Raw genomic sequence first — 25,757 nt, forward strand, 5'->3', positions numbered from 1 at the left:
TGTCGTTATGGCGCACGGTTTCTATAACGGTGCAACTGTCGGCTTCAGAAGGTGCGAAATGACATTCACGCAAAACCACCTGCTGGGGATAGAGCCGCTGCGGCCCGAAGAAATCACCGCAATTCTTGATCTGGCCGAAGACTATGTCGCGCTGAACCGCTCTGCCGAGAAGCACGCGACGGTGCTGGCGGGCATGACCCAGATCAACATGTTTTTCGAAGCATCCACCCGCACACAGGCCAGTTTTGAACTGGCTGGCAAACGGCTGGGCGCAGATGTCATGAATATGGCAATGGCGCATTCCAGCCTGAAGAAAGGCGAGACACTGATTGACACGGCGCTGACCCTGAACGCCATGCACCCCGATTTGCTGGTGGTGCGCCATGGCAGTTCCGGCGCGGTCAACCTGCTGGCCGAAAAGGTGAATTGCGCAGTGCTGAATGCAGGCGACGGCAAGCACGAACACCCCACGCAGGCGCTGCTGGATGCCCTGACCATAAGGCGCGCCAAGGGACGGCTGCACCGGCTGACGGTGGCCATTTGCGGCGATATTGCCCATAGCCGCGTCGCGCGGTCAAACCTGCTGCTTCTGGGCAAGACGGAAAGCCGCGTGCGGCTGGTCGGCCCGCCGACCTTGATGCCCGCACAAGTGGCCGAATTCGGGGTCGAGGTGTTTGACGACATGCGCGCAGGGCTGGAAGGGGCAGATGTCGTGATGATGCTGCGCCTGCAACGCGAACGCATGGACGGGGGGTTTGTGCCGTCCGAACGCGAATATTTCCACCGCTACGGGCTGGACGCCGAAAAGCTGGCCTATGCAAAGGAAGATGCCATTGTCATGCATCCCGGCCCGATGAACAGGGGTGTGGAAATTGACGGGGCCATTGCCGATGACATCAACCGGTCAGTCATTCAGGAACAAGTGGAAATGGGGGTCGCGGTGCGCATGGCAGCAATGGACCTGCTTGCGGGCAATCTGCGCCGCAAGCGCGAAAGCGAACGGCTAAGGACGGTCGATCATGGGTGAGCAGATCCGCGAGAGCACACTGGGCGAGACGGTTTTTGAGCCGGAGCCGGGCGAGAAGAAACTGCACGACATCCGGTCCGACAAGGCCACCTATTGGCGCGATCATGGTGTGATGGCGGTGTTGGGCATGGGTGTGGTGGGCATGGTGCTGGCCTTCATCGGCTCTGATCATGTGGCCATCGGGTCTTTGGGCGCGGTTCTGGCGCTGGTTGTGCGGGGTATATGGCTTTATTCCGAACAGATGAAATTCAACTGGGTTCTGACGAATATGCGCCTGATCGGCCCCGGCGGTCGGCAGGTCTACCTGCTGGAACTGGAAAAGGTGCGCCGCCTGTTCGGCGACATCCAGATCATTACCAAGACCGGTGACAAGCACCTGATCAAACATGTGGCAGGTGCCGATGCGATCATGACCCGGATTGAAGCCGCACGCGACACGCGCGCCAGGCGCAAGGGGGCATGATGGCCATCAGACCTTTTCTTTCGGGCAAGGCTCTTTCAGGCAAGGCGGGGGGGCCGTCTGCCCCCCACGGGCCTGCGGCCCGTCCCCCCCGAGAGTATTTTCGGCAAGATGATGCACAGGGAAGACTGGCCAGATGATGACATGGTTTCACAATGCCCGCCTGATCGACCCTGAAGCGGGGCAGGAACGCACTGGCACATTGCTGGTGCGTGACGGGATGATCGCGGAAATTGACGGCCCCTGCCCGGAGGGCGCGGAACAGATTGACTGCAAGGGCAAATGCCTTGCCCCCGGCATTGTCGATATGGGCGTTCAGGTGGGCGAGCCGGGCGCGCAGCATAAAGAAAGCCTGCGCACAGCCGGGCTGGCCGCAGCCAAAGGGGGCGTGACCACGATTGTCATGCGCCCCGATACCGACCCTGCGATTGATACGCCCGAAGTGCTGGAATATGTCACCCGCCGCGCCACCGCGCGCACCCCCGTCAACATACGGGCCATGGCAACCCTGACACGCGGGCGTGCAGGGCGCGAGATGTCGGAAATCGGGTTCTTGATGGATGCGGGCGCTGTGGCCTTTAGCGATGGTGGCAATGTCACGGCCGATACAAAGATCCTTGCGCGCTGCATGAGCTATGCCAAGGGGCTGGGGGCGCTGATCGTGGGCCACCCGCAGGATCAGGGGCTGTCGCGCGGGGCCTGCGCGACCAGTGGCAAATTCGCATCATTGCGCGGTCTGCCCGCTGTGTCGCCCATGGCCGAGCGTATGGGCTTCGACCGCGACATGGGACTGGTTGAAATGACAGGCGTGCGCTATCACGCCGATCAGGTGACATGCGCGCGCACCCTGCCCGCGCTGGAACGTGCGAAAGCCAACGGGCTGGATGTGACGGCGGGCATTTCCATCCACCACCTGACCCTGAATGAACTGGATGTGGGCGATTACCGGACGTTCTTCAAGTTCACACCGCCCCTGCGCCACGAAGATGACCGCCGCGCCATGGTCGGGGGGGTGGCATCCGGGCTGATCGACATCATCTGTTCCATGCACACCCCGCAGGATGAGGAGTCAAAGCGCCTGCCCTTTGAAGAAGCGGCAGCCGGCGCGGTCGGGCTGGAGACGATGCTGCCTGCGGCAATGCGGCTGTATCATTCCGAGGGCGTGCCCCTGCCGCAGATCTGGCGCGCGATGTCCCTGAACCCGGCGCGGCGGCTGGGTCTGCCGGGCGGGCGACTGTCTGTTGGCGCGCCGGGTGATCTGGTGCTGTTTGACCCTGACGCCCCCTTCGTGCTGGACCGCTTCACGCTGCAATCGAAATCCAAGAACACCCCCTTTGACGGTGCCCGCATGGAAGGGCGCGTGCTGGCGACATATGTTGGCGGTGTCTGTGTTCACAGGCAGAAAGGCTGAATCATGCCCGAATTGATAGCACCGATATGGGTTCTGGGGGTGGTGGGGCTGCTGGCCTATGCGCTGGGGTCTGTGCCCTTTGGGGTGGTGATCGCGAAGCTGATGGGGTTGGGCAACCTGCGCGATATCGGGTCGGGCAATATTGGTGCCACCAATGTCATGCGCACCGGCAACAAGCTGGCGGGCGGGCTGACATTCCTGCTGGACGCGGCCAAGGGGGGCATTGCCGCGCTGATTGCGTGGTGGGCCATCGGGGCGGACGCCGCGCAGGTTGCGGCGCTGGCGGCGTTTCTGGGGCATTTGTATCCTGTCTATATCGGGTTCAGGGGGGGCAAGGGTGTTGCAACCTTTATCGGGGTAACCCTTGCGCTGGCATGGCCCGTGGGGCTGGCCACCTGTGCGACATGGCTGCTGACATTTAAACTTAGCCGCTATTCGTCGCTTTCGGCGCTGGTGGCCTGCGGGTTCAGTTCGATCTATGCGGCGCTTCTGGGGTATATGTCGCTGGTGGCGCTGCTGGTGGTGATGAAGCTTTTGGTGTTCTACACCCACCGCGAAAATATTCGGCGCCTGTGGGCAAGGACCGAGCCACGCTTCAAGAACAAGCCGCGCTGACGGGGTATTGGCCTGAAGGAGACGCGCCCCAAGGCGCGGAGCAAAGGCCGCAGGCCGCCGCGCCATAGGTCTGGCCGTCCCACGGCCTGCCGATTACTCTGATGGCAGTCCAAGCCTGTGATCTTGGGGGTATGCAGCCTGCATAAAGTGCATTCTTACAATGTCGGATCGGCAGACCCCGGCCCACCGCTGGCGCGGGCTTTATTCATGCCAACCCCCTTCAGCTCCAAAACACCGCCCCGCACTGCGCGGATCAGACCTGACGCCGCTCCCGCAGCATCTGCTGTGCAATACCAGCCAAGGCCAGATACAGCGTTGTCGCAATCAACCCCCATGTGACAGCTTGCGGCTGGGCAAACCCTGCCCATGCCGACCACCCTGCCAGCACTGTCCAGACCAGCGCCACGGGCAGTGACACCGCGCGCCAGCGTCTGGTGCGCACGGGGTGGATGAATTTCAGCGGTGTGAACATGGCGACAGCCAGAAAACCGACAATGCCCAGAATAACCCAGAACGTTGGCTGAACCGCGAAAATGACAATCGCCGCCATGTTCCAACATGCCGGAAACCCGTGAAAGCTGTTGTCAGGGTTTTTCATCCGCGTATCTGCGAAATAGATCACACTGGCAAAGGTGATCACAATAATCGCGATCCAGCCTGTCCAGCCCGGCAACAGGTTCGATTGAAACAAGGCAAATGCCGGAATGAACACATAAGTCAGGTAATCAATGATCAGGTCTAGCAATTCCCCGTCAATATTGGGCGCATTCACCTTCACATGATAGTGCCGCGCCAATGGCCCGTCGACACCATCCACAACAAAGGCCACGACAAGCCACAAAAACATCATTGGCCAGTCGCCCTGTGCGGCTTCCAGCAGGGCAAGCATGGCAAACACGGCGCCTGTGGCCGTAAACAGATGCACCGAATAGGCGGGAAGATGTAGTTTCACGTTGTCCTCGGTTCGGTTGGCCGACAGATGGGCGTGTGTTGTGAATGGGGGCGCAGACTGAAATCAGCCCTGCGCGCGGGGATGGGCGGAATCATATATTTCCATCAACCTAGTTGCGTCGACGGCTGTGTAAACCTGCGTCGATTGTAAAGATGCATGCCCCAGCAATTCCTGTATCGCGCGCAAATCCCCGCCTGCGGCCAGCAGATGCGTGGCAAAGGAATGGCGCAAGGCGTGCGGGGTGGCTGTGGCGGGCAGTCCAAGCTGCATGCGCGTTGCTTCCATGACGCGCGCGATATGGCGGCGCGACAATGCGCCCCCCCGCTGCGCGCGAAACAGGGGCGCACCCGCGCTTTGCTCATAGGGGCAGGCGGCCACATAATCCGCAACCGCCGCGCGCGCCACGGGCAGGACGGGGACCATGCGTTCCTTGCCCCCCTTGCCGGTAATGCGCAGCATGTCGCGCAAGGGCACATCGCGGCCTGTCAGCGACAGCGCTTCTGACACGCGCAGACCGCACCCGTATAGGAGCGTCAGAACAGCCGTGTCGCGCAATCCCGACCAGTCCTGCTGTGTCTGCAAGCCAACATTGCTTAGCATATCACGCGCGGCAGTTTCGCTAAGGGGGCGCGGCAGGTTGCGCTTGTGTTTGGGCGCACGCGCCGCAAGGATTGCCGAGATGTCCATGTCTTCGCGTTCTGCGACCCAGCGGGCAAACCCTTTGACGGCGGATAGCTGCCGCGCAAGGCTGCGCCCGCTGATGCCGCGCGCGCGTTCCGATGCCATCCAAGCCCGCATATCCGACAAGGTGACGCGGCCCAGCACGGACACCCCTTGCGCACCACCATGATGCAGCGCCAGAAACCCAAGGAACCCGCCGACATCGCGTGTATAGCCGTCAAGCGTATGGTCGGATGCATCATGCAACGCGCGCATCTGGTCCAGCCATGTCTGCAACGCGTCACGCTGGCCTGCGGACAAATGCAGGCCGCCCGCTGTCATGCCAGCCAGCGGCGCATTGAGCGTTCGAATATGCCTGCAAAAAACGCAAGCAAATCAGTGCCCTGACCCGGCTTGAACATATGCGGATTGTCCGACGCCATAACCAGCATCCCGCCCAGTCGTTGCGCGCCCAGATCAAGGCGCATGCACGCCTCGGACCGCAACTCGGAACTGCGCTCCCCATACAGTTGGTCCGTGGACGGAATGGCCTGCCGCAATATGACCTGCCGGCCCGAATGCTGCGCGCGCCCCGCCGACATGTAGCTGTCGATAAACCCCGGGGCGACCACGCACAGGACATTCGAAATCCGGTCCAGCGCAGGGTCGGGCGTGGCGGTGGGGCTTTCCAGCACCAGTTTTATGGCATCCACCCGCAGGATTTCGGCCACATCACCGCCCAGATCGCGCAGAAAATCCTCGAACTGGTCGGGGTCCAGCATGCGCAGGATCGCGCGGTGTATCTGGTTTGTGCCCGACAGGTTTTCATAGGCCGCAGCAATCACGGCGCGGTGGGTTTCTTCCAGCCGGTCAAGCCGCGCTTCCAGCCGTTCCATGGCCAGACCACGCAAATCGACGATGTTATCTCCCATGCCGCGTTCACTGGCAGACACCAGCACGCGCATCACGTCCTTGTCGTCCAGAATAAGGGCCGGGTCCGACATGATCCGTGCGCGAATTTCTTCAAGCCCGTCGGGTTTGACTGCTGTTCCTGCCATGATGTGCCTGTCCGTTGACTGCTGCGTTTTTTGTTGTTCCTGCGGACTATAGCAAATCCTACAGGATTTTTTGACCTGTTTTTTCCCAATCTTTCATGAATTGTGCCAGACCGGCATCGGTCAGCGGGTGGCTGGCCAGTTTGCGGATGACTTCGGGCGGCGCTGTCATCACATCTGCGCCAATGCGCGCCACGTCCAGAACATGGTTCACCGACCGGATAGAGGCCGCCAGAATCTGGGTTTCAAAGCCGTAATTGTCATAGATGGTGCGGATATCTTCGATCACATCCATCCCGTCCAGCGCCAGATCATCCAGCCGCCCGATGAAGGGCGAAATGAACGTAGCGCCCGCTTTCGCGGCCAGCAGCGCCTGATTGGCACTGAAGCACAAGGTGACATTGACCATCTTGCCTTCGCCAGACAGCACCTTGCACGCTTTCAGCCCGTCCCATGTCAACGGCAGCTTCACGGTGATATTCGGCGCGATTTCGGCCAGCTTGCGGCCTTCGGCGATCATGGCATCCGCATTCAGCGAAACCACTTCGGCGGAAACAGGGCCTTCGACAATCCCGCAAATCTCGCGCGTGACTTCGATGATGTCGCGGCCGGATTTCAGAATAAGCGAGGGGTTGGTTGTCACCCCGTCCACCATGCCAAGGTCGTTCAGTTCACGAATGGCGGTTACATCGGCAGTATCGACAAAGAACTTCATTTCATGCCCCTTCGGGTTGCAGCCAGTGTTCGGCGGGGTCATACCTTATCTTGCCGCTTGCAGGAACCCCAATTTGCGCCATGCCCCAGACCGCCGCCCCCGATTTCTTTGATGAAGGCACGCCCTGCGCCGTGTTGACCACCGAACCGGTGGGCAGCGGGGTGCTGGATTATCTGGCCCCCGAAGGCGGGTGCTGGCTGGGCGCGTTTGTCGATGTGCCGCTGGGTCCGCGCCGCGTGGTGGGCGTGGTCTGGGGCGCAGCCGAAGGGAAATTTGCCCGCAACAAACTGCGGCAGGTCATTCGCGTGCTGGATGCCGCACCCCTGCGCGCTGAATTGCGCGATTTCCTGACCCGTGTGGCCGATTACACCCTGACGCCGCTGCCCGCGATGCTGCGCCTTGCCACACGCGTGCCAAGATTGGGCGACGGGCCTGCCACGCGCAAACTGTTGTTTCGCGGCCCCGAAACACCGCCGCGCATGACGGACGCCCGTGAACGTGTGCTGGACGCACTGGATGGCTTTGGCGGGGCCGGCCTGACACCGGGCGAGTTGGCACAGGTGGCGGGTGTGTCCGCAGCGGTGGTGCGCGGTTTGGTCAAAACCGGCGGGCTGGTGGAACGCGACGCCCCGCGCGACCAACCCTATGCGGCGCTGAACCCCGCCCTGCCCCGCAGCGCCCTTAGCGAAGATCAGGCGCAGGCGGCCCAGCATTTGCGCGATGCGATGGCGCAAGACAAATTTGGTGCGACGCTTCTGAAGGGCGTCACAGGGTCGGGCAAAACCGAAGTGTATCTGGAAGCAATCGCGGCCTGTCTGGCGCGCGGGCGGCAGGCACTGGTTCTGCTGCCGGAAATTGCGCTGACATCGGAATTCCTGACGCGGGTGGAAGGGCGCTTTGGCGCGCGTCCCGCAGAATGGCATTCCGGCGTGACCGTGACCGAACGCCGCCGCTGCTGGCGCATGGTCGCCCAAGGGGATGCGCAGCTGGTGGTTGGCGCGCGCTCCGCGCTGTTCCTGCCCTTTCGCGATCTGGGGCTGGTGGTTGTGGATGAAGAACATGACACATCCTACAAACAGGAAGAAGGCGCGCTGTATAACGCCCGCGACATGGCGGTGCTGCGCGCATCGCTGAACGGGGCGCAGGCGGTGCTGGCCTCGGCCACGCCATCGCTGGAAAGCTGGGCCAACGCGGCATCGGGCAAATATGCGCGCCTTGATCTGGCCACCCGTTTCGGCCCCAACACCCTGCCCGATATGCGCGCGATTGACCTGCGGGCGGAAGAATTGCCTTCAAACCGCTGGATTTCCCTCAGCCTGCAACGCGCGGTCACTGCGCGCGTGCAGGCAGGCGAACAGGCGCTGTTGTTCCTGAACCGGCGCGGCTATGCGCCGCTGACCCTGTGCCGCGCCTGCGGCCATCAGGTGGGCTGCACCGATTGCGATGCGCGCATGGTCGAACACCGGTTCCTGAAGCGCCTTGTGTGCCACCAATGCGGCGCAACTGCCCCCATCCCCACCGCCTGCCCCGCCTGCGGCGCCGAGGATCGCATGGCCCCTGTCGGCCCCGGTGTCGAACGGCTGGAAGAAGAAGCCCGCGCCCTGTGGCCGGATGCGCGGGTTCTGGTGCTGTCGTCGGACCTGTTCGGGTCCGCCCGCGCGCTGAAAGAACACATCGCCGCCATTGCCAACGGTGCGGCAGACATAATCATCGGCACGCAGATTGTCGCCAAGGGGCATAATTTCCCGCTGCTGACACTTGTGGGTGTGATCGACGCCGATCTGGGCCTGTCAGGGTCGGATCTGCGCGCGGCGGAACGGGTGTTCCAGCTGGTGCGACAGGTGGCAGGGCGTGCAGGGCGTGCAGAAAAGGCAGGGCTTGCACTGGTGCAGACCAGCCAGCCGGACCACCCCGTGATCCGCGCCATTCTGTCAGGCGATGAAGAAACCTTCTGGCGCACCGAAGCCGAGGCCCGCTTTGCCCTTGGCATGCCCCCTTACGGGCGGCTGGCGGGCATCATCGTGTCCTCCACCAAGATGGAAGACGCCTTTGCCCTGGGCCAGCGGCTGGCCATGCAGACCGCGCCCCTGGCGCGGATTGGCGCGCAGGTCTTTGGCCCCGCGCCCGCACCCATTGCGCGTATTCGCGGGCGTCACCGCGTGCGCCTGCTGGTCAAGGCCCCGAAGGGCGCGCCCCTGCAAGCGGCCCTGCGCGCATGGGTGGCACCGCATAAACTGGCCCGCGATCTGCGCCTGTCGATTGACATAGACCCGCAAAGTTTTCTGTAACCGCTTGCGGTTTGCCCCGCGCAGGTTACCTATTGGCCAAAGCTACATGAAGGATCACGCCCATGTTTGGATTTCTGGACCAGAAAACCCGGATGATCAGCGCCGCAGACGCCCTGCCCGGTCGCGCAGCGCCCATCCCCACCGCCGATATGCACGCCGTGTTCAACCGCCCCCTACAAGCCCCCGCACCTGACGGCATGGAAACAGCCCTGTTCGGCATGGGGTGTTTCTGGGGGGTTGAGCGGATTTTCTGGCAGGTTCCGGGCGTGTGGCTGACCGCTGTGGGCTATGCGGGCGGGTTCACCCCCAACCCCACCTATGAAGAAGTGTGCAGCGGCAAGACCGGCCATAACGAAGTCGTTCAGGTCACGTTCGACCCTGCGATCGTCAGCTATGACGCGCTGCTGCAACGCTTCTGGGAAGGGCATGACCCGACCCAAGGTATGCGGCAGGGCAATGACCGCGGCACGCAATACCGCTCCGGCATCTATTGCCACACAGACGCGCAGAAAGCCGCTGCCACAGCCAGCCGCGACAGCTATGGCGCGCGACTGGCACAGGCAGGGCACGGGGCCATCACGACCGAAATACTGGACGCACCCGCATTCTATTATGCCGAAGATTACCACCAGCAATATCTACACAAAAACCCGCAAGGTTATTGCGGGATCGGCGGCACTGGCGTGACCTGCCCGATTGGCCTGCCCGGCTGACGGACTGGCCCCCTGTTGCGCTGCCCGCTTTGGCGGGGGCGCGCAGGGTGGGCGGGTGGGGCGTGCCCCTGCCAAAGCGGGCAGCGCAACAGGCTTGACGGCTATGGGCGCGGCCTGTATCGCGGCGCTGATCCTTGCCAATTCGCATTAGGGTGGCCCGCGTTCATTCGCATTCACGCAACCCACTCTGACCTATTGATACCGCATGTCCGGGAAGCGCAAAACCGGTTCCCAATTTTGCGCGACATGCTCTAGCCAAAGGCTGCCTGCCATGCCCACCTTCACCGCGCTGACCACCCTTCACACATCGGATGCGGCCTATGCCCTGTCCGAAGCCATGGAAAACATGGAACCCGAACCCACCGGCGTGGGCGTGTTTGAATTGGAGGATGGCTCCGGTCTGTGGGAAGTTGGCGGTTATTTCACTGAAACACCTGACGATATTGAACTGACATTGCTGGCCGAAGCCTTTGGCGCGAAGCCCTTTGTTGTGACCGAATTGCCGGAAATCGACTGGGTTGCCAAAGTGCGCCGCGACCTGTCCCCGGTAGAAGCCGGGCGCTTCTTCGTCTATGGCAGCCATGATGCCGACAAACTGCCCGAAGGCCGCGTGGGCCTGCTGATCGAAGCGTCCATGGCGTTCGGGACCGGCCATCACGGCACCACGCTGGGGTGTTTGCGCGCGCTGGACCGGCTGGACAATGACGGGTTTCGCGGCAAATCCGTGGTGGATATCGGCTGCGGCACGGCAGTTCTGGCCATGGGGGCCGCCAAAATCTGGCCCGACCCGGTGCTGGCCAGCGATATTGACGAAATCGCTGTAGAAGTCGCACTGGCCAATATCGCTGCAAATGATCTGCAAACCCGCGTGCATTGCGTGGAAGCAACAGGGTTCGACCACCCCGACCTGCAAGCCCGCGCGCCTTTCGATCTGGTCTTTGCGAATATACTGATGGCCCCGCTGATTGATCTGGCCCCCGACATGGGCAAGCTGACAGCGGCGGGCGGGCACGCCATTCTGTCGGGGCTGCTGGTCGAGCAGGCCGACAAGGTTCTGCAAGCCTATGTGGACGCAGGATTTTCCCTGCACCACCGCGAAGATATTGGTGACTGGGCCACGCTGACACTGATCAGGTAACCAGGACGCGCTCAAGATTTCACCCTGAACCTGCCCCACTTTCGCCGGATTGACCGTTTACGCATCGGTTATCACTACAGGTCAGAATGGCGGCGAAAGTTCAGGGATAGCGGCATGAGCGTGGAACAGCACGATGATTTCAGAAAACGGCGCTCTGACGTCATCAGGACCCATTTGCGCAATGACCCCAAGATCAGGGCAGGCCGTCGCCGTATGCGCGTGCGTTTCATGTTGGGGGTCGCCAGCTATACAGTTGTGCTGGCAGTCACTTTGATATTCGCCAAAAGCGTAACGATGGCCATTCATGACGCAAGATCGTATCGCCTGATGGTCGCGCCTGTCATTCGTGACCTTCCCGACACTCACATCGGCCATACCCTGCTGATGCCCGACCCGATCAGCACGCAGATTTCAGCATTCCTGCGGCCCTATATCAATGCAGGCACCCGCGAACATCACGCAGGCGGGCATGGGCGCATTGTGACTGATACCCGCCAGACAGTGCCCCTGTCCTTGCAAGATCAGAACTGAATTGCGCTGGCATTATGCCCCGAACCACGACAGCCCGATCAGCACAAGGTGGCAGTCACCCAAGACAGCAACAGGGCGGCCCGTTGGGCCGCCCTGTTTAATCAAAGATATTGCGTCAATGACGTCTGGATAATCAGACTTCATTCTCCAGATCTTCGATTGCCTTTTGCAACTCGTCCTTGCTGACCTCTTTTTCGGACACGGTGATCTGACCAAGAATGTGGTCGACAACCTTGTCTTCAAAGATAGGCGCGCGCAGTTGTTGCTGCATCTGCGGGTTCTTCTGGATGAACTCGAAAAACTGGCGTTCCTGACCGGGATACTGGCGGGCCTGCGCAATGACGGCCTGCGTCATTTCCTGATCGCTGACTTCGACTTCCGCTTTCTGACCGATATCGGCCAGCAGCAGCCCCAGCTTCACGCGGCGCACGGCCAGCTTGTTGCTTTCTTCGGTGGTTTCGATGTCGCCATGGCTGTGGTCGTTCTGGTCAACATCGGTCTGGCTGTCATGCCACAGCTGATGCGCGATCTGCTTGCTTTCCGCTTCAACCAGCGACGGGGGCAGATCGAATGTGACCGCCGTATCCAGCGCATCCAGCAACCCGCGCTTCAGAATTGCGCGTGATGCCTGCCCGTATTCCGCTTCCAGACGCTCTACGATCTGGGCCTTCAGGGCGGCCAGATCATCGGCGCCGAACTGTTTTGCCAACGCGTCATCAATGGTGGCTTCGGCGGGGGCTTTGACTGCCTTGATGGTGCAATCAAACACCGCTTCCTTGCCAGCCAGATGTTCCGCGCCGTATTCTTCGGGGAAGCTGACCGTCACGGATTTTTCGTCACCGGCTTTCACGCCAGCAAGCTGTTCTTCGAAACCGGGAATAAACTGGCCCGACCCCAGAACCAGCGGGAAATCTTCGGCCGCGCCACCATCAAAGGGTTCGCCATCAATCTTGCCCAAGAAATCCATGGTGACCTGATCGCCATCTTCCGCAGCGCCGTCCTTGTCATCGAATTTCTGTGCCGATTTCGCCAGATTTTGCAGGGCTTCGTCCACGGCGGCATCATCTGCCTTGACCACAGGCTTTTCCAGCGAAATGCCCGACATGTCGGGGGCTTCAATCGTGGGCAGCGCTTCATAGTTCAGCGTCACCACGACATCGTCGCCTTCTTTCCAGTCGTCATTTGTCATTTTGACGTCGGGCTGCATCGCGGGGCGGTCGCCGCTGTCTTCAAAATGCTTGTTCATCGCGCCATCAACGGCGTCTTGCATCGCTTCGCCCAACAAACGCTGACCAAACTGCTTTTTCAGCAACGCCATTGGCACCTTGCCCTTGCGAAAGCCCTTCATCTCGACTTCGGGCTGTGCCTCGACCAGCTTTTCATTGACCTTCGCTTCAAGCTCGGCTGCGGTCACAGTAATGGTATAACCGCGCTTCAGGCCGTCGTTCAGGGTTTCGGTAACTTGCATGGGCGTCCTCACATAAGGTGACAGGCCGCCTGAACGGCGGCCTGGGGAATTTCGGCCTGTGTAAGGGGCTGCGCGCGCAGGATCAAGCCTGATTCTGGACAAGTCATTCAGGGCAGGGCAGCAAGGCGGCAAAAACCGGCACAGAATTTGGTGTCAGGCACCGGCATTGCGCGCAGAAACCGCGCTGCGTTCGATCTTGTCCAGCAAAACGGCAAGCTGTGTCTTTTCGTCAGAACTTAGCCCTGCCAGCAAGGCATCTTCATGCTGCGCCAGACGCGCCGCAATTTTTTCAAACAACGCCTCGCCCGCCGGTGTCGCCCGCAGCGCATAGGACCGGCGGTCCTGTGGCACCTTGTTGCGTTTGACAAGCCCAAGCTTTTCCAGCTCATCAACCAGCAGCACCGCGCGCGAACGTTCTATATTCAGCGCAAGGCATAGCTGGCTTTGGCTAAGGTCGGGGTTTTCAACAACGACATGCAATGCGGATGATGTTGTAATCCGCATGCCGAACCCTTCGATCGCGGCTTGCGCATTATTGTGAATATGCACATAGGCGCGTTTCATCCGGTAGCCGATATAACGGCGCAGGAACGTGTCCGTTACGGCCATGCTGTCGGCTGACGCATCATCACTGGATTTGGAACCATCGGGCATGATGCCCCCCTGCTTGATACCGGACATGGTGGCACCCAAAACCGCGCGCCGGATAATTGACTAAGTTAACAATCCCGCACGCGCAAGGTCAATCCGTCCGGACAGCCTTGCCGCCGATTGCCCGTCAACTGGATGACAGCGCGCTTTCTTCCAGCAAATGGCACGCGGCGCGGCCGGTTGGTGTTGTGCGGACCGCTGGCACTTGTTGTTTGCAGATATCAACCACCAGCGGACAACGTGGATGGAATGTGCAGCCCGAAGGCGGGGTAATCGGGTTCGGAATCTCGCCCGTCACCGGCTTGCGCCGCCGCCCCGACAAGGCAAGGTCGGGCACCGCATCCAGCAGCATACGCGTATAGGGGTGTTGCGGTTCGGTGAACAGGCGCTTTGCATCCGCTTCCTCGACCAGCCGGCCCAGATACAGCACGCCGATGCGGTTGGCCATGTGCCGCACCACGCTAAGATCATGACTTATCAGCAAATAGGTCAGGCCGAATTCATCCTGCAAATCGCGCATCAGGTTCAGAATCTGCGCCTGCACCGACACATCCAGCGCGGATGTGGGTTCATCACACACGATGAATTCGGGCTTCGACGACAGCGCGCGGGCGATGGCGATACGCTGGCGCTGGCCGCCGGAAAATTCATGCGGGAATTTCTCGGCGTCAGTTGCGGACAGGCCCACCACTTCCAGCAGGCGCCCGACCTCGCGGTTAATGTCCGCACCGCTGGCAATCCCGAAGGTGCGGATGGGTTCGGCAATGATGGCCCCCACACGCCAGCGCGGATTCAGACTGGCAAACGGGTCCTGAAAAATCATCTGGAAGCGGCGACGCAGCTGGCGCATGGCAGCCCCCTGCGCGAATCGCATTTCCTGCCCGTCAAACAGGATACGCCCGCGCGACGGGTCCACCAGCCCCACGATCATTTTGGCAATCGTCGATTTGCCCGAACCGGATTCACCCACAAGGGCAAATGTCTCGCCCCGCTTGATTTCGAAATCCACATCGGCGGCGGCGGTCAGGAACTGCTTTTCCTCGCGTTCCAGAACGCGGTTCAACCATGGTTTGGACACATCGAAATAGCGGGTCAGGCCCGAAACCTGTAGCAAAGGGGTGTCAGTCATGGGCCACCTGTTGCGTTGCGGAATCATACAGCCAGCACGAAACATGCCGCCCGTTGTCGCGGTCTATCAATTCCGGTCGGTCGGTCCGGCAGCGGTCAAACACTTTCGGACAGCGCGGGTTGAACGCACAGCCCTGCGGGATGGCATTCAGCCGCGGCATGGAACCGGGAATTTGCGTCAGGCGCGCTGCGGTCTGGGTCAGGGTCGGAATGGACCCCATCAGGCCCGCCGTATAAGGGTGTTCAGCCGCCTGAATAACATCGCGCACAGGCCCGATTTCGGCCACGCGCCCTGCATAGAGAACCGCCACACGGTCGGCGGTTTCGGCAATCACCCCCATATCATGCGTGATCAGCATGACAGACGCGCCGCGTTCCGCGCAGATTTCTTTCAGGACATCAATAATCTGCGCCTGCACCGACACATCCAGTGCGGTGGTCGGTTCATCCGCAAGCACCAGTTCGGGTTCCGCGCATAGCGCAAGGGCAATCACAACGCGCTGGCGCATACCGCCCGAAAAATGATGCGGGTAATCATCAATGCGCCGCGCCGCCGCCGGAATGCCAACACGGTCCAGCAATGCCACGGCGCGCTTGCGGGCCTCCCCGTCCGACACATCCATATGCGTGCGGATGGTTTCAATAAGCTGTTGGGCGACCGTGTATAGCGGGTTCAGACTGGTCAGCGGGTCCTGAAACACCATGCCGATACGCCGCCCGCGAATGCGGCGCATTTTCTCGCGCGGCAGGTTGTCGATCCGTTGCCCGCGCAGCCAGATTTCACCGCCCGCAATGCGCCCCGGCGGTTCCAGCAGGCCAATGATGGCAGCCCCTGTCAGCGATTTTCCGGCACCGGATTCGCCCACCATGCCCAGAACCTCGCCCTCGGCAATGTCGAAGGACACACGGTCCAGCGCGCGCAGCGTGCCGCGCCGCGTGGGGAATTCCACGATCAGGTCGCGCACCGACAGCAGCGGTGCTTTTTCAGTCGTTGTTTCAATCGGGGCAGACATCAGCGCAACCTCGGGTTCAGGGCGTCACGCAGCCAGTCGCCCAGCAGATTGACAGACAGTGCCAGCGCCAGAAGCGTGATTGACGGGAACAGCAATATCCACCATTCGCCGGAAAACAGATATTGCTGGCCAATGCGGATCAACGTGCCAAGGCTGGGCTGCGTGGGCGGCACACCCACCCCAAGGAAGGACAGCGTCGCTTCGGCAATGATGGCCAGCGCCAGACCGATGGTCGCAATCACCAGCACAGGCCCCATCACATTGGGCAGGATATGGCGCAGCAGGATTTTCACAGGATGTGCGCCAATCACACGCGCGGCCTGCACATATTCCTTGTTTTTTTCCACCATCGTGGCCCCGCGCACAACGCGGGCATATTGCACCCATTCCGACAGGCCAATCGCCACAATCAGCACCCAGATGGCCATCGCCTCGCGGTAGGCAGGGGGAATGAACCCCCGCGCCACACCGAAAATCAGAAGCGCCAGCAGAATGGACGGGAAGGTCAGCTGCACATCGGCCACGCGCATCAGCAGGCTGTCCACCCAGCCCCCGCGATAGCCCGCAATCAGCCCCAGCGTTATGCCAAGCGTCATCGCAAACAGCACCGCCGCAAACCCCACAAACAGCGAAATCCGCGCGCCATACAGAATGGTCGAAAACACATCACGGCCCTGATTGTCGGTGCCCAGCCAATAGACATTGCCGGTGAATGCATTGGGTTCCATCGGCGGGGTAAACCCGTCCATCAGGTTCAGCGATGCGGGGTTGAACGGATCATAGGGTGCAATCAGCGGTGCAAATACGGCCCCAAGGATAAGGATCAGCGACACCACTGCCGCAACCACAGCAACAGGCGACTGGCGGAAGGAATAGGCAATATCGCTGTCCCATGCGCGACCAAATCGGCCGGTGGGGCGCGGTTTGTGTAACTCGGTCATGGGCATGGTCCTTTCAGTGACCTGCCGCGCTGCGGTCCAGCCGCAGGCGGGGGTCAACCAGATAATAGAGCAAATCGACAATCAGGTTGATCACGACAAAAACCAGCGCGATCAGCATCAGATATGCGGCCATCACCGGAACGTCGACAAACCGCACCGAATTGATAAACAGCGCCCCCACACCGGGCCACTGGAACACGGTTTCCGTGATGATTGAAAACGCGATGATGGACCCAAGCTGCAAACCCGTGATGGTGATCACCGGAACCAGCGTGTTTTTCAGTGCGTGGCCGAAATTCACCGCACGGTTTGACAGCCCCCGCGCACGGGCGAATTTGATGTAATCGGCGCGCAGCACTTCCAGCATTTCGGCGCGCACCAGACGCATGATCAGCGTCATCTGATACAGGCCCAGCGTAATGGCGGGCAGGATCAGCGACATGCGCCCGCTTTCGGTCAGAAAGCCTGTGCGCCACCAGCCGTCAAGGTCCACCACCTCGCCGCGGCCAAAGGACGGCAACCATTGCAGTTCGACCGCGAAGACCCAGATCAGCAAAACACCAATCAGAAATGTCGGCAGCGACACCCCGATCAGCGACACGGTCATGATGGAACTGGACAGCCAGCCGCCACGGCGCAGCGCCGTGTAAACCCCGAACCCCACCCCAAAGATAAACGCCGCAATCCCCGACACCAGCGCCAGTTCCAGCGTGGCAGGCAGGCGCGACAGGATCAGTTCCATGACAGGTTGCTGAAGCCGGTAGGAAATGCCGAAATCGCCGGAAATAGCGCGGGTCACGAAACTGAAGAACTGCACCACAAATGGATCGTTCAGCCCCAGCGCATCGCGCAGCGCCGCGCGTTCGGCCAGGGTTGCTTCCTGACCCAGCATCGACACGATCGGGTCACCCACGAAACGAAACAGCGAAAACGCCACCAGTGCCACGGTCAGCATGACGATAACAGATTGCAGCACCCGTCGCAGGATGAAAGCAAGCATGGCAGAACCCTCCAACCGGATCAAAGGTCAGCTTTGCTGACTTAAAAAGGCGCCCGCGTGCGGTAAATCACGCGGGCGCCAAGGTCAAGCCGTGCTTAGTCGAATGTCACCGTTGTCATGCGCGGCTGGTTTTCAGGATGCACGTCCAGCGTGATCCCGTCACGCATGGCATAGGCCAGCATCTGGTTATGCACGTTCAGGAAGATGCGTTCTTCCATCACTTCTTCCCAGATTTCGGCGATCACGGCATCGCGCGCTTCCAGATCGGTCATGGTTGCCAGCGACTGGATCTTGGCATCCAGTTCGGGGTTCGAATAGCGCGTGCCATTGAAGGAGCCGTAAGACCCTTCGCGCGTGTGCACAAGGAAATCGAACACATACTGGCTGTCGAAGGTCGGCACACCCCAACCCAGCATGTAGAAATCGGTATCCCAGTTCTCGATCAGCGGGAAGTGCAGCGAACGTGTCTGCGACACCAGATTGACGCGGATATTGGCGCGCGCCAGCATCCCCACCAATGCCTGACAGATCGCTTCGTCGTTCAGGTAGCGGTCATTGGGGCAGTTCAGGTCAACGGTAAACCCGTTGGGATAGCCCGCTTCGGCCACCAGTTCTGCCGCACGCGCGTAATCGGGTTCACCGAACGCATCCAGTTCTTCGGTCCAGCCATTCACAAACGGCGGCAAGGGCGCGGCTGATGGCTGCGATTCACCGCGCATCACCACCTGACGAATGGCGTTGCGGTCCAGCGACAGGGCCATCGCTTCGCGCACTTCGGGCTTGGCGAAGGGGTTGTCTTCGGCATCTGATGTGGCCAGACGGTCCGATGTCATGTCATAGCTGAAAAAGATGTTGCGGTTTTCCGGCCCGCGCACAACCTTGATGCCGTCTGTCTGCTCCAGCCGCGCAATGTCTTGCACCGGAACATCCTGCACCACGTCAACTTCGCCCGACAGCAGGGCCGCAACGCGGGTCGCGGCTTCGGAAATCGGGGTATAGATAATTTCGGTCACTTCTGGTGCATCATCCCAGTGCCCGTCAAAAACCTGTAGCACGGTGCGCACTTCGGGGTCACGTTCGACCAGCATATAGGGGCCGGTGCCGTTGGTGTTGCGCACGGAATGCGCTTCTTCGCCCGCCGCGAAATTGGGCGCAACCTCGATGCTGTTTTCTTCGGCCCATGCCTTGGACATGATGAAGGTGTTGGTCAGGTTCTGCACATACAGGGGCGCCGGACCGGACAGACGCACATGCACTGTGGTGTCATCCACGGCAGTCACTTCTTCCACTGCGGCATGCAAGGCGGCCATGCCCGATGGCGGCGTGCGCGCGCGGTCAAGCGAGAAGACGACATCTTCTGCGGTCATGGGCGTGCCGTCATGGAAGGTGACACCTTCGCGGATCTGGAACACCCAGATTGTGTCATCTTCTTCGCTGATGCCCCATTCGGTGGCAAGGCGCGGGGTCAGGCTACCATCAACCGCGCGACCGACCAGCGTTTCATAGATATGGTGGTTCAGCGTATGGGTCGGGCCTTCGTTCTGGCTGTGCGGGTCCAGCGTCAGCGCATCGCCAACGCGCGCCCAGCGCAGTGTTTCGGCATTGGCCGCACCGGCAACGGCCAGCGTAAGTGCAGCGGCCCCCAGCATAAGACGCGCGCGAACCCCCGTCTGGTTGAGTTTTATCGACATCAAAATCTCCCTGTCATGTGGTGACATCCCGTTTCGGTGATTTGCACACCGTGTCGGGGACTGTCGGAAGGCTGGATAAAATTGACCAAAGAGTCAATTCACCTTTTCCGTTTTGCACCACTTCCCCAAGGTCAGGGCGATTAATTTTCATACATGCCGGATCATTGCACTACGCAGGCGAAATCGGCAGGCCGCGGGACGGCCCGCCGATGGCGCGGCGTCATTGTGCTGGCTGTTGCGACAAATCCTGAACCTGCGCCACAAGGGTCTTGCGTGAAATCAGGATATAGAAGGCCGGCACCACAAACAGCGTGAACAGCGTGCCGATGGTAATGCCCGAAAAAATCACCAGACCCATCGAAAACCGCGCCGCAGCCCCGGCCCCGCTGGCCACCATCAGCGGCACAACGCCAAGCGCTGTTGCCGCCGTTGTCATCAGGATCGGGCGCAGGCGCAACCGCGCCGATGTGATGATCGCGCCCGCGCGGTCATGCCCCTTGTCGCGGCGCAACTGGTTGGCGAATTCCACCAGCAAAATGCCGTGTTTGGTGATCAACCCGATCAGTGTGATAAGCCCGACCTGTGTATAGATATTCAGCGTCCCCAACCCCAGATTCAGCGGCACAATCACCCCGAAAATGGACAAAGGCACCGACATCAGCACGATGAACGGATCACGCAGGCTTTCAAACTGTGCGGCCAGCACCAGATAAATCACGACAATCGCCAGCGCGAAGGCAAGCACGATGGTGTTGCCTTCGGACTGCTCCAGCCGCGACTGGCCTGCGTAATCCAGAAAGAACCCGTCTGCCAGTTCGGCGCGCGCAATATCTTCCAGCGCGGCCAGCCCGTCGCCCGTGGATGTGCCGATCATCGGCATGGCGGTCAGGGTTGCGGAATTCAACTGGTTGAACTGTTCAATCGACTGGGGTGCCACGGCGGTGCTGATGTCTGTCACAGCCGACAGGGGCACCATTTCACCCGACATGGACCGGATATGGAATTCGCCCAGCCGTTCGGGGTTGTCGCGGTATTCCTGCGGCACCTGCATGATGATGTCATAGCTTTTGGAATCGCGGTCAAACTGCGCGATGGCCCCGTCGCCCACCAGCAGGCCAAGGGCAGACCCGATCTGGTTGGCGGGAATGTTCAGCGCAGCGGCGCGGTCACGGTCAATCGACACCACAACCTGCATGGTGTCAAAGGACATGGAATTCTGCACCACCAGAAAACGCCCCGATGCCTCTGCCGCTTGCTTGATACGCTCGGACATTTCATAGACTTCGGACGGGTCGCCTGTGGACTGAACGACCAGCGAAATCGGCAAACCACCGCCCGCACCCGGCAGACTGGGGGGCGCAAAGACGAAGGCCTGCACCCCTGCAATCGGGGCCAGACGCGCCTGCAAATCCTGCTGGATTTCGGCCTGGCTGCGGTCCCTGTCGGCCCAGTCATCGAAGGCCCAAAGCATAATGCCGCTATTGGTCGCGCCACCAAAGCCCACGATTGAAAAATTCGCCCGCAATTCCGGCAGGTCAGACGTGCGCGCGGCCATATCCGCGATATAATGGCTGGTATAGTCGATGGTTGCATAGGATGGCGCGTTCACAAACGAAAACAGCGCGCCGATATCTTCTTCGGGGGCCAGTTCGCTTGATGTTTTGGTGAACAAAAACCCCGTCACACCTGTCAGCACAACCACAATCAACATCGTCACCGGCGTGAACCGCAATGTCGATGTCAGGCGGCGTGCATACCATATTTCCAGACGGCCAAAGCCACGGTCCAGCATTGCCTGAAACCTGTTGCCACCGCCGCCCGCGCGCAGCACACGCGCCGCCATCATGGGCGATATGGTCAGCGCGACCACACCCGATATGAACACCGCACCCGCCAGCGCCACGGCAAATTCACGAAACAGCGCGCCCGTCAGCCCGCCGATGAAAAACAGCGGCACAAACACCGCAATCAGCGTCATCATCATCGAAATGATGGCCACGGACAATTCGCGCATAGATGTGAAAGCCGCCTGCAACGGGGTTTGCCCGTTCTCGATATGGCGCTGCACGTTTTCCACCACGATGATGGCATCATCCACCACCAGCCCGATGGCCAGAACCATGGCCAGCAATGTCAGCAGGTTTATCGAATACCCCGCCACAAACAGCATGAACAACACACCCACCAGCGACAGCGGGATCGCCACCAGCGGGATGGACACCGACCGCACCGACCCCAGAAACAGCAAGATAATCAGCGCGACAATCGCAGTCGCCAGAACAATCGTGACCAGCACTTCGTTGATGGACGCCGAAATCTGTTCGGTTGCGTCATACATCATTTCCATGGTCATGCCATCGGGCAGGCTGGCCTGAATGGCGGGCAGTTCCGCCATCACCGCCGCTGCCACATCCAGCGGGTTGGCCGCAGGGTTCGGGAACACACCAATAAACGTGCCGGGCTGCCCGTCGAATGACACCACCATGTCGGTGCTGGCCGCCGCCAGTTCCACGCGCGCCACATCACTTAGCCGCACGACATCATTGCCAGACCCCGACAGCGGCAACTGGCCAAAGGTTTCGGGCGTTTGCAGCGTGGAATCGATGTCAATCGCATAGCTTACAAGTTCATTGCGGGTGCGCCCCGGTGCGGCCAGAAAATTGGCGGCATTGATGGCCTGCGCAACTTCGGCCGCCGTCAGGCCCTGACCGGCAAGGCGCACAGGGTCAATCCAGACCCGCATTGCGTAATTCGCAGCCCCCATCACCTGCGATTCAGCCACCCCTTCGATGGTGGACATGCGCGGGACGATCACGCGTTCTATATATTCGGTGACCTGCTCGGCACTCATGGCGGGGTTCTGAACGGCCAGATACATGGTTGCGAATGTCTGGCCCGTGCCTTTGACAATATTGGGGTCTTGCGCGTCCGATGGCAGGCGTGAGCGGACCTCCTGCACCTTGGACATAACTTCGGTCAGGGCAATGTCGGGGTCTTGCCCCAATGCCATGTTCACCGTCACAACCGACGCCGATGGCCGTGACTGGCTGGTGATGTAATCCACCCCTTCGGCCGATGCGACAGCGGCAGAAATCGGCGCGGTGACAAAGCCCTGAATCAATTCCGCCGATGCACCGGGGTAGATTGTCGTCACTGTAATGACGGTTTCATCCACCTGCGGGTATTGGCGGGTTTGCAACCCGAATGCACCCATCAGGCCCAGCAGGACAATCATCAACCCCAGAACGGTGGACCCGACGGGGCGTTTGATGAACGGGGCGGAAATATTCATTGCGCCACCTGTGGGGTTGTCGTGTCCGAAAGTGTCACAGGCGCACGGTTGGACAACCGGTTCTGGCCGGAACTGACAACGCGGTCACCATCGGCAATACCGTCGGCAATTTCGACCAGACCATTGCTGCGCCGCCCTGTCGTCACAAATGTCTGGCGCACCACCAACTGGTCCGCGTCATCATCTGACGGATGCACGACATAGGCAAAATCGCCATACAGGCTGGTGACAACCGCATTTTGCGGCAAGGCAATAATATTGTCTTCTTCCGGCAGCCGGATTTCGACACGCGCGAATTGCCCCGGTGTCAGGGCGCGGTCGGGGTTTTCCACGGTGGCACGCAGCGACACCATGCGCGAATTCGGGTCTACACGCGGGTCTATGCCGCGGATTTCGCCACTGAAACGGCGGTCATCCCCCTGCACGCGCACATCAATCATCTGCCCGATGGACAGCGCAGGCAAGGCCTGTTCCGGCAGGCTGAAATCGACGCGCATCTGGTCCAGTTCCTGCAATGTCGCCACGATTGTGCCCGGCGCGATATGCTGGCCCGCATCAATGCGCGGCAGGCCAATAACGCCACCAAACGGGGCTACAAGCCTGCGTTGCGAAATCACTGCTTCGGCGCGGGCCACTTGCGCTGTCGCCACATCGAACGCGGCGCGCGCCTGATCCAGTTGCACATTGGCCGTGACACCACGGCTTTGCAGTTCAAGGGCGCGGTCAAGGTTCAGCCGTTCCAGCGCAAGCTGGCTTTGCGCGGCGGTCAGATCGGCGCGCTGCACTTCATCGTCAAGGCGCAGCAGAATATCGCCATGTGCCACTTCGGAATTCGACTCGAACCCGATCTCGCGCACGATGCCTGCGGCCTCGACCGTCAGTTCGACACCTTGTGCTGCATTGACAGTGCCAATCGCGTTCAGGACCGGTGCCCAGGTCGTTGTCTGCACGTCAATCGTTTCGACAGGCAACGCCTGCACAGGACGATTCGCCAGAAACTGTGCAATCATCTGATCCCGAAACAGGTTAAATCCGATCAGGCCACCACCCAGCAGGACAAGCAGCACAGCTGCAATGATAAAGCGCTTCAGCATTGGATGTTATACCCGTTCAGATAAGTGATTGCATTTTTCCGGGTCGAACTATACCGTCTGGACGGTTTAGTCAAGAATACACAGGAGTAGCGAGTGACCAAATCCCCCAGATCGGCGTCGCAGACACGACAGCTTATTCTGAACGCCGCCGAAACCCTTGCGCGCCAGCTTGGGCCAGCCAATATTTCGCTGGATGCGGTAGCCGCTGCCGCTGGCGTTTCCAAAGGCGGGTTGCTGTATCATTTCCCGTCCAAGGCCCGATTGCTGGAAGCGCTGGTCGCCGACCATATGGAACGGCTGGACATTGCGTTGCAACAGCAACAAAGTTCTGGCCGCGCGAACGCTGTCATCCAGTCCTTTCTGCAACATTTTCTGGATGAACACGCACAATGCACCCCGCCCCCGACAGGGTTGCTGGCGGCGTTTGCGGAAAACCCCGAAATGCTAAGGCCCGTGCGCGAACATTCCGCCGTTTTTCTGGAACGCATCAAATCAAATGCATCCGACCCCAACCTTGCAACGCTGGCCTATATGGCAGTGCAGGGGCTGCGCAGCGCTGAATTGCTGGGCACGCCGGTGCTGGACCGCGATGCGGCGCGTGACCTTGTCGAATGGGCACAGACCTACCTTGCCGATCAGGCGCGCGATACACCCGAAGACCGCTAGGATCACGCCAGAACCCGCGCCAGAAAGTCACTTGCGCGCGCATGGGCCAGTTCCGCCGCCGCTGCGACATAGGACGGGCGGGCATCATTGGCAAACGCATGGCCCGCGTCATACAGATGCACCGTCAGTTCCGGCCATTCTGCCTGTGCCTGATCCAGCATATCCATCGGCACATGATCATCATGGCGCCCGAAATGGCCCTGAACCGGCGCGCGCAGGGGATGGCCTGCAAAGTCTGGCAAACGGGTGCCGTAAAACACCACCGCCCCCGCAACCGGCAAATGTTGCGCCGCATGAATTGCCAGCCCGCCGCCCCAGCAAAACCCCATGACCGCCACCTTGCCCGCGATGGCCTGCACGGCCTGAATGGCTGCGGCTATATCGCGGGACGTGTCCGCAATATCCGCCTGCATCATAAGATCACGCCCCACAGCGCCCTGATCGAACCCCAGAACCGTGGCGGGTTTTTGGCGGTCGAACAGGGCCGGTATGGCCACAACATACCCCTGTTCTGCATATTGCGCGGCAATCGATTTCAACTGCTGGGTCACGCCGAAAATTTCCTGCAAGATCACGATGCCGCCACGCGGCGCACCGTCGGGGGTGTGCATCCAGCAATCGAATTCATGCCCGTCATCAGCGGTAAGTCGGTGGTCCATATGCGCGCCCCTTTGTTGCCTAGGGACATGATCCAGCATGTCGCAAAAATTGCAAGGCAGTTGCGCATCATGCCAAAATCGCAGATGCAGTGGCCAGGCCCAAAATCCGACCACAACGGACGCGAAAGGATGCAGCCCAATGACAATTTACGTTGATGCCGATGCCTGCCCCGTCAAGTCCGAAGTCGAACGCGTGGGCACGCGCCACAAACTGCGCATGGTCATCGTCTCGAACGGGGGGATACGCCCGTCAGCCAACCCGTTGATTGAGAATGTAATCGTTGCCGAAGGCCCGGACGAAGCCGACAAATGGATCGCCGAACAGGCGGGCGCGGGCGATATTGTCATCACCGGCGACATTCCACTGGCCGCAAAATGCATCGAAGCAGGCGCGCAGGTTCTGAAACATAACGGCGAGGTTCTGAGTGCCGCAAATATCGGCAATGTTCTGGCCACCCGCGACCTGATGGCTGATCTGCGCGCATCCGATCCCTATTTGCAGGGCAAGGGGCGGGGCTTCACCAAGGCGGACAGATCGCGTTTTCTGGACGCGCTGGAACAAGCCGTGCGCCGCGCCAACCGCTGAGCA

At 60.5% G+C, this 25,757-nt stretch carries 24 protein-coding genes; 10 read left to right on the forward strand and 14 right to left on the reverse strand.

Annotated elements, in window-relative coordinates:
• Positions 1–58: 58 nt before the first annotated feature.
• The 4 genes from P8S53_RS00845 to plsY all read left to right on the forward strand — a co-directional run bounded on the left by P8S53_RS00845 (position 59) and on the right by plsY (position 3,513).
• Positions 59–1,027 carry an aspartate carbamoyltransferase catalytic subunit gene (locus tag P8S53_RS00845; RefSeq protein ID WP_277805278.1) on the forward strand — a complete coding sequence of 323 codons (969 nt, stop codon included), beginning with the start codon at positions 59–61 and terminating at the stop codon, positions 1,025–1,027.
• On the forward strand, positions 1,020–1,490 hold the full coding sequence (locus tag P8S53_RS00850; RefSeq protein WP_277805279.1) for a hypothetical protein: 471 nt from the start codon (positions 1,020–1,022) through the stop codon (positions 1,488–1,490). The genes P8S53_RS00845 and P8S53_RS00850 overlap by 8 nt, the downstream gene beginning before the upstream one ends.
• Before the next feature lie 133 nt (positions 1,491–1,623).
• Positions 1,624–2,898: a dihydroorotase gene (gene pyrC, locus P8S53_RS00855; RefSeq protein WP_277805280.1), complete on the forward strand. Its 1,275-nt coding sequence runs from the start codon at positions 1,624–1,626 to the stop codon at positions 2,896–2,898.
• Positions 2,899–2,901: 3 nt separating this feature from the next.
• The gene (plsY, locus tag P8S53_RS00860; RefSeq protein WP_277805281.1) at positions 2,902–3,513 is read left to right on the forward strand and encodes a glycerol-3-phosphate 1-O-acyltransferase PlsY; all 612 of its coding nucleotides are present in this window, start codon (positions 2,902–2,904) and stop codon (positions 3,511–3,513) included.
• 253 nt (positions 3,514–3,766) lie between these two features.
• Here plsY and P8S53_RS00865 read toward each other — a convergent pair whose 3' ends face one another.
• The 4 genes from P8S53_RS00865 to fsa all read right to left on the reverse strand — a co-directional run bounded on the left by P8S53_RS00865 (position 3,767) and on the right by fsa (position 6,895).
• Complete coding sequence (locus tag P8S53_RS00865) at positions 3,767–4,465, reverse strand: phosphatidylcholine/phosphatidylserine synthase (protein WP_277805282.1); 699 nt, start codon at positions 4,463–4,465, stop codon at positions 3,767–3,769.
• Positions 4,466–4,528: 63 nt separating this feature from the next.
• On the reverse strand, positions 4,529–5,467 hold the full coding sequence (locus P8S53_RS00870) for a tyrosine recombinase XerC (RefSeq protein ID WP_277805283.1): 939 nt from the start codon (positions 5,465–5,467) through the stop codon (positions 4,529–4,531).
• A complete protein-coding gene (locus tag P8S53_RS00875) occupies positions 5,464–6,183 on the reverse strand; it encodes a DUF484 family protein (RefSeq protein WP_277805284.1) in 720 nt (239 codons plus the stop codon). The genes P8S53_RS00870 and P8S53_RS00875 overlap by 4 nt, the downstream gene beginning before the upstream one ends.
• Before the next feature lie 58 nt (positions 6,184–6,241).
• Positions 6,242–6,895, reverse strand: a complete 654-nt coding sequence (gene fsa, locus P8S53_RS00880; protein WP_277805285.1) for a fructose-6-phosphate aldolase — start codon at positions 6,893–6,895, stop codon at positions 6,242–6,244.
• A gap of 80 nt (positions 6,896–6,975) precedes the next feature.
• Between fsa and P8S53_RS00885 the strand changes: the two genes are divergently transcribed.
• The 4 genes from P8S53_RS00885 to P8S53_RS00900 all read left to right on the forward strand — a co-directional run bounded on the left by P8S53_RS00885 (position 6,976) and on the right by P8S53_RS00900 (position 11,565).
• Positions 6,976–9,183 (forward strand): primosomal protein N', encoded by a 2,208-nt coding sequence (locus P8S53_RS00885; protein WP_277805286.1) that lies wholly within the window; start codon positions 6,976–6,978, stop codon positions 9,181–9,183.
• Between the two features lie 62 nt (positions 9,184–9,245).
• Positions 9,246–9,896 (forward strand): peptide-methionine (S)-S-oxide reductase MsrA, encoded by a 651-nt coding sequence (msrA, locus tag P8S53_RS00890; protein WP_277805287.1) that lies wholly within the window; start codon positions 9,246–9,248, stop codon positions 9,894–9,896.
• A 271-nt stretch (positions 9,897–10,167) separates the two neighbouring features.
• Complete coding sequence (locus P8S53_RS00895; RefSeq protein WP_277805288.1) at positions 10,168–11,034, forward strand: 50S ribosomal protein L11 methyltransferase; 867 nt, start codon at positions 10,168–10,170, stop codon at positions 11,032–11,034.
• 114 nt (positions 11,035–11,148) lie between these two features.
• Positions 11,149–11,565, forward strand: coding sequence for a hypothetical protein (locus tag P8S53_RS00900; protein ID WP_277805289.1), 417 nt, complete (start codon positions 11,149–11,151; stop codon positions 11,563–11,565).
• A gap of 133 nt (positions 11,566–11,698) precedes the next feature.
• Here P8S53_RS00900 and tig read toward each other — a convergent pair whose 3' ends face one another.
• The 9 genes from tig to P8S53_RS00945 all read right to left on the reverse strand — a co-directional run bounded on the left by tig (position 11,699) and on the right by P8S53_RS00945 (position 23,843).
• Positions 11,699–13,033, reverse strand: coding sequence for a trigger factor (gene tig, locus P8S53_RS00905; RefSeq protein ID WP_277805290.1), 1,335 nt, complete (start codon positions 13,031–13,033; stop codon positions 11,699–11,701).
• Positions 13,034–13,186: 153 nt separating this feature from the next.
• Positions 13,187–13,687, reverse strand: a complete 501-nt coding sequence (locus P8S53_RS00910; RefSeq protein WP_277805291.1) for a MarR family winged helix-turn-helix transcriptional regulator — start codon at positions 13,685–13,687, stop codon at positions 13,187–13,189.
• A gap of 124 nt (positions 13,688–13,811) precedes the next feature.
• On the reverse strand, positions 13,812–14,813 hold the full coding sequence (locus tag P8S53_RS00915; RefSeq protein ID WP_277805292.1) for an ABC transporter ATP-binding protein: 1,002 nt from the start codon (positions 14,811–14,813) through the stop codon (positions 13,812–13,814).
• Entirely contained in the window at positions 14,806–15,825 is a 1,020-nt protein-coding gene (locus P8S53_RS00920) for an ABC transporter ATP-binding protein (protein ID WP_277805293.1), read from the reverse strand. Before P8S53_RS00920 ends, P8S53_RS00915 begins: the two co-directional genes overlap by 8 nt.
• Entirely contained in the window at positions 15,825–16,766 is a 942-nt protein-coding gene (locus P8S53_RS00925; RefSeq protein ID WP_277805294.1) for an ABC transporter permease, read from the reverse strand. The genes P8S53_RS00920 and P8S53_RS00925 overlap by 1 nt, the downstream gene beginning before the upstream one ends.
• Before the next feature lie 13 nt (positions 16,767–16,779).
• Positions 16,780–17,766, reverse strand: a complete 987-nt coding sequence (locus P8S53_RS00930; RefSeq protein ID WP_277805295.1) for an ABC transporter permease — start codon at positions 17,764–17,766, stop codon at positions 16,780–16,782.
• 95 nt (positions 17,767–17,861) lie between these two features.
• A complete protein-coding gene (locus P8S53_RS00935) occupies positions 17,862–19,457 on the reverse strand; it encodes an ABC transporter substrate-binding protein (RefSeq protein WP_277805296.1) in 1,596 nt (531 codons plus the stop codon).
• Positions 19,458–19,677: 220 nt separating this feature from the next.
• Positions 19,678–22,749, reverse strand: coding sequence for an efflux RND transporter permease subunit (locus tag P8S53_RS00940; RefSeq protein WP_277805297.1), 3,072 nt, complete (start codon positions 22,747–22,749; stop codon positions 19,678–19,680).
• Positions 22,746–23,843, reverse strand: coding sequence for an efflux RND transporter periplasmic adaptor subunit (locus tag P8S53_RS00945; protein ID WP_277805298.1), 1,098 nt, complete (start codon positions 23,841–23,843; stop codon positions 22,746–22,748). Before P8S53_RS00945 ends, P8S53_RS00940 begins: the two co-directional genes overlap by 4 nt.
• A gap of 93 nt (positions 23,844–23,936) precedes the next feature.
• Here P8S53_RS00945 and P8S53_RS00950 point away from each other — a divergent pair, with 93 nt between their 5' ends.
• The gene (locus tag P8S53_RS00950; RefSeq protein WP_277805299.1) at positions 23,937–24,509 is read left to right on the forward strand and encodes a TetR/AcrR family transcriptional regulator; all 573 of its coding nucleotides are present in this window, start codon (positions 23,937–23,939) and stop codon (positions 24,507–24,509) included.
• A 2-nt stretch (positions 24,510–24,511) separates the two neighbouring features.
• Here P8S53_RS00950 and P8S53_RS00955 read toward each other — a convergent pair whose 3' ends face one another.
• Complete coding sequence (locus tag P8S53_RS00955; protein ID WP_277805300.1) at positions 24,512–25,168, reverse strand: dienelactone hydrolase family protein; 657 nt, start codon at positions 25,166–25,168, stop codon at positions 24,512–24,514.
• 139 nt (positions 25,169–25,307) lie between these two features.
• Between P8S53_RS00955 and P8S53_RS00960 the strand changes: the two genes are divergently transcribed.
• On the forward strand, positions 25,308–25,754 hold the full coding sequence (locus tag P8S53_RS00960; protein WP_277805301.1) for a YaiI/YqxD family protein: 447 nt from the start codon (positions 25,308–25,310) through the stop codon (positions 25,752–25,754).
• The last annotated feature ends 3 nt before the right edge of the window (positions 25,755–25,757 follow it).

The sequence above is a fragment of the Roseinatronobacter sp. S2 genome, from assembly GCF_029581395.1.
Taxonomy (GTDB): Bacteria; Pseudomonadota; Alphaproteobacteria; order Rhodobacterales; family Rhodobacteraceae; genus Roseinatronobacter.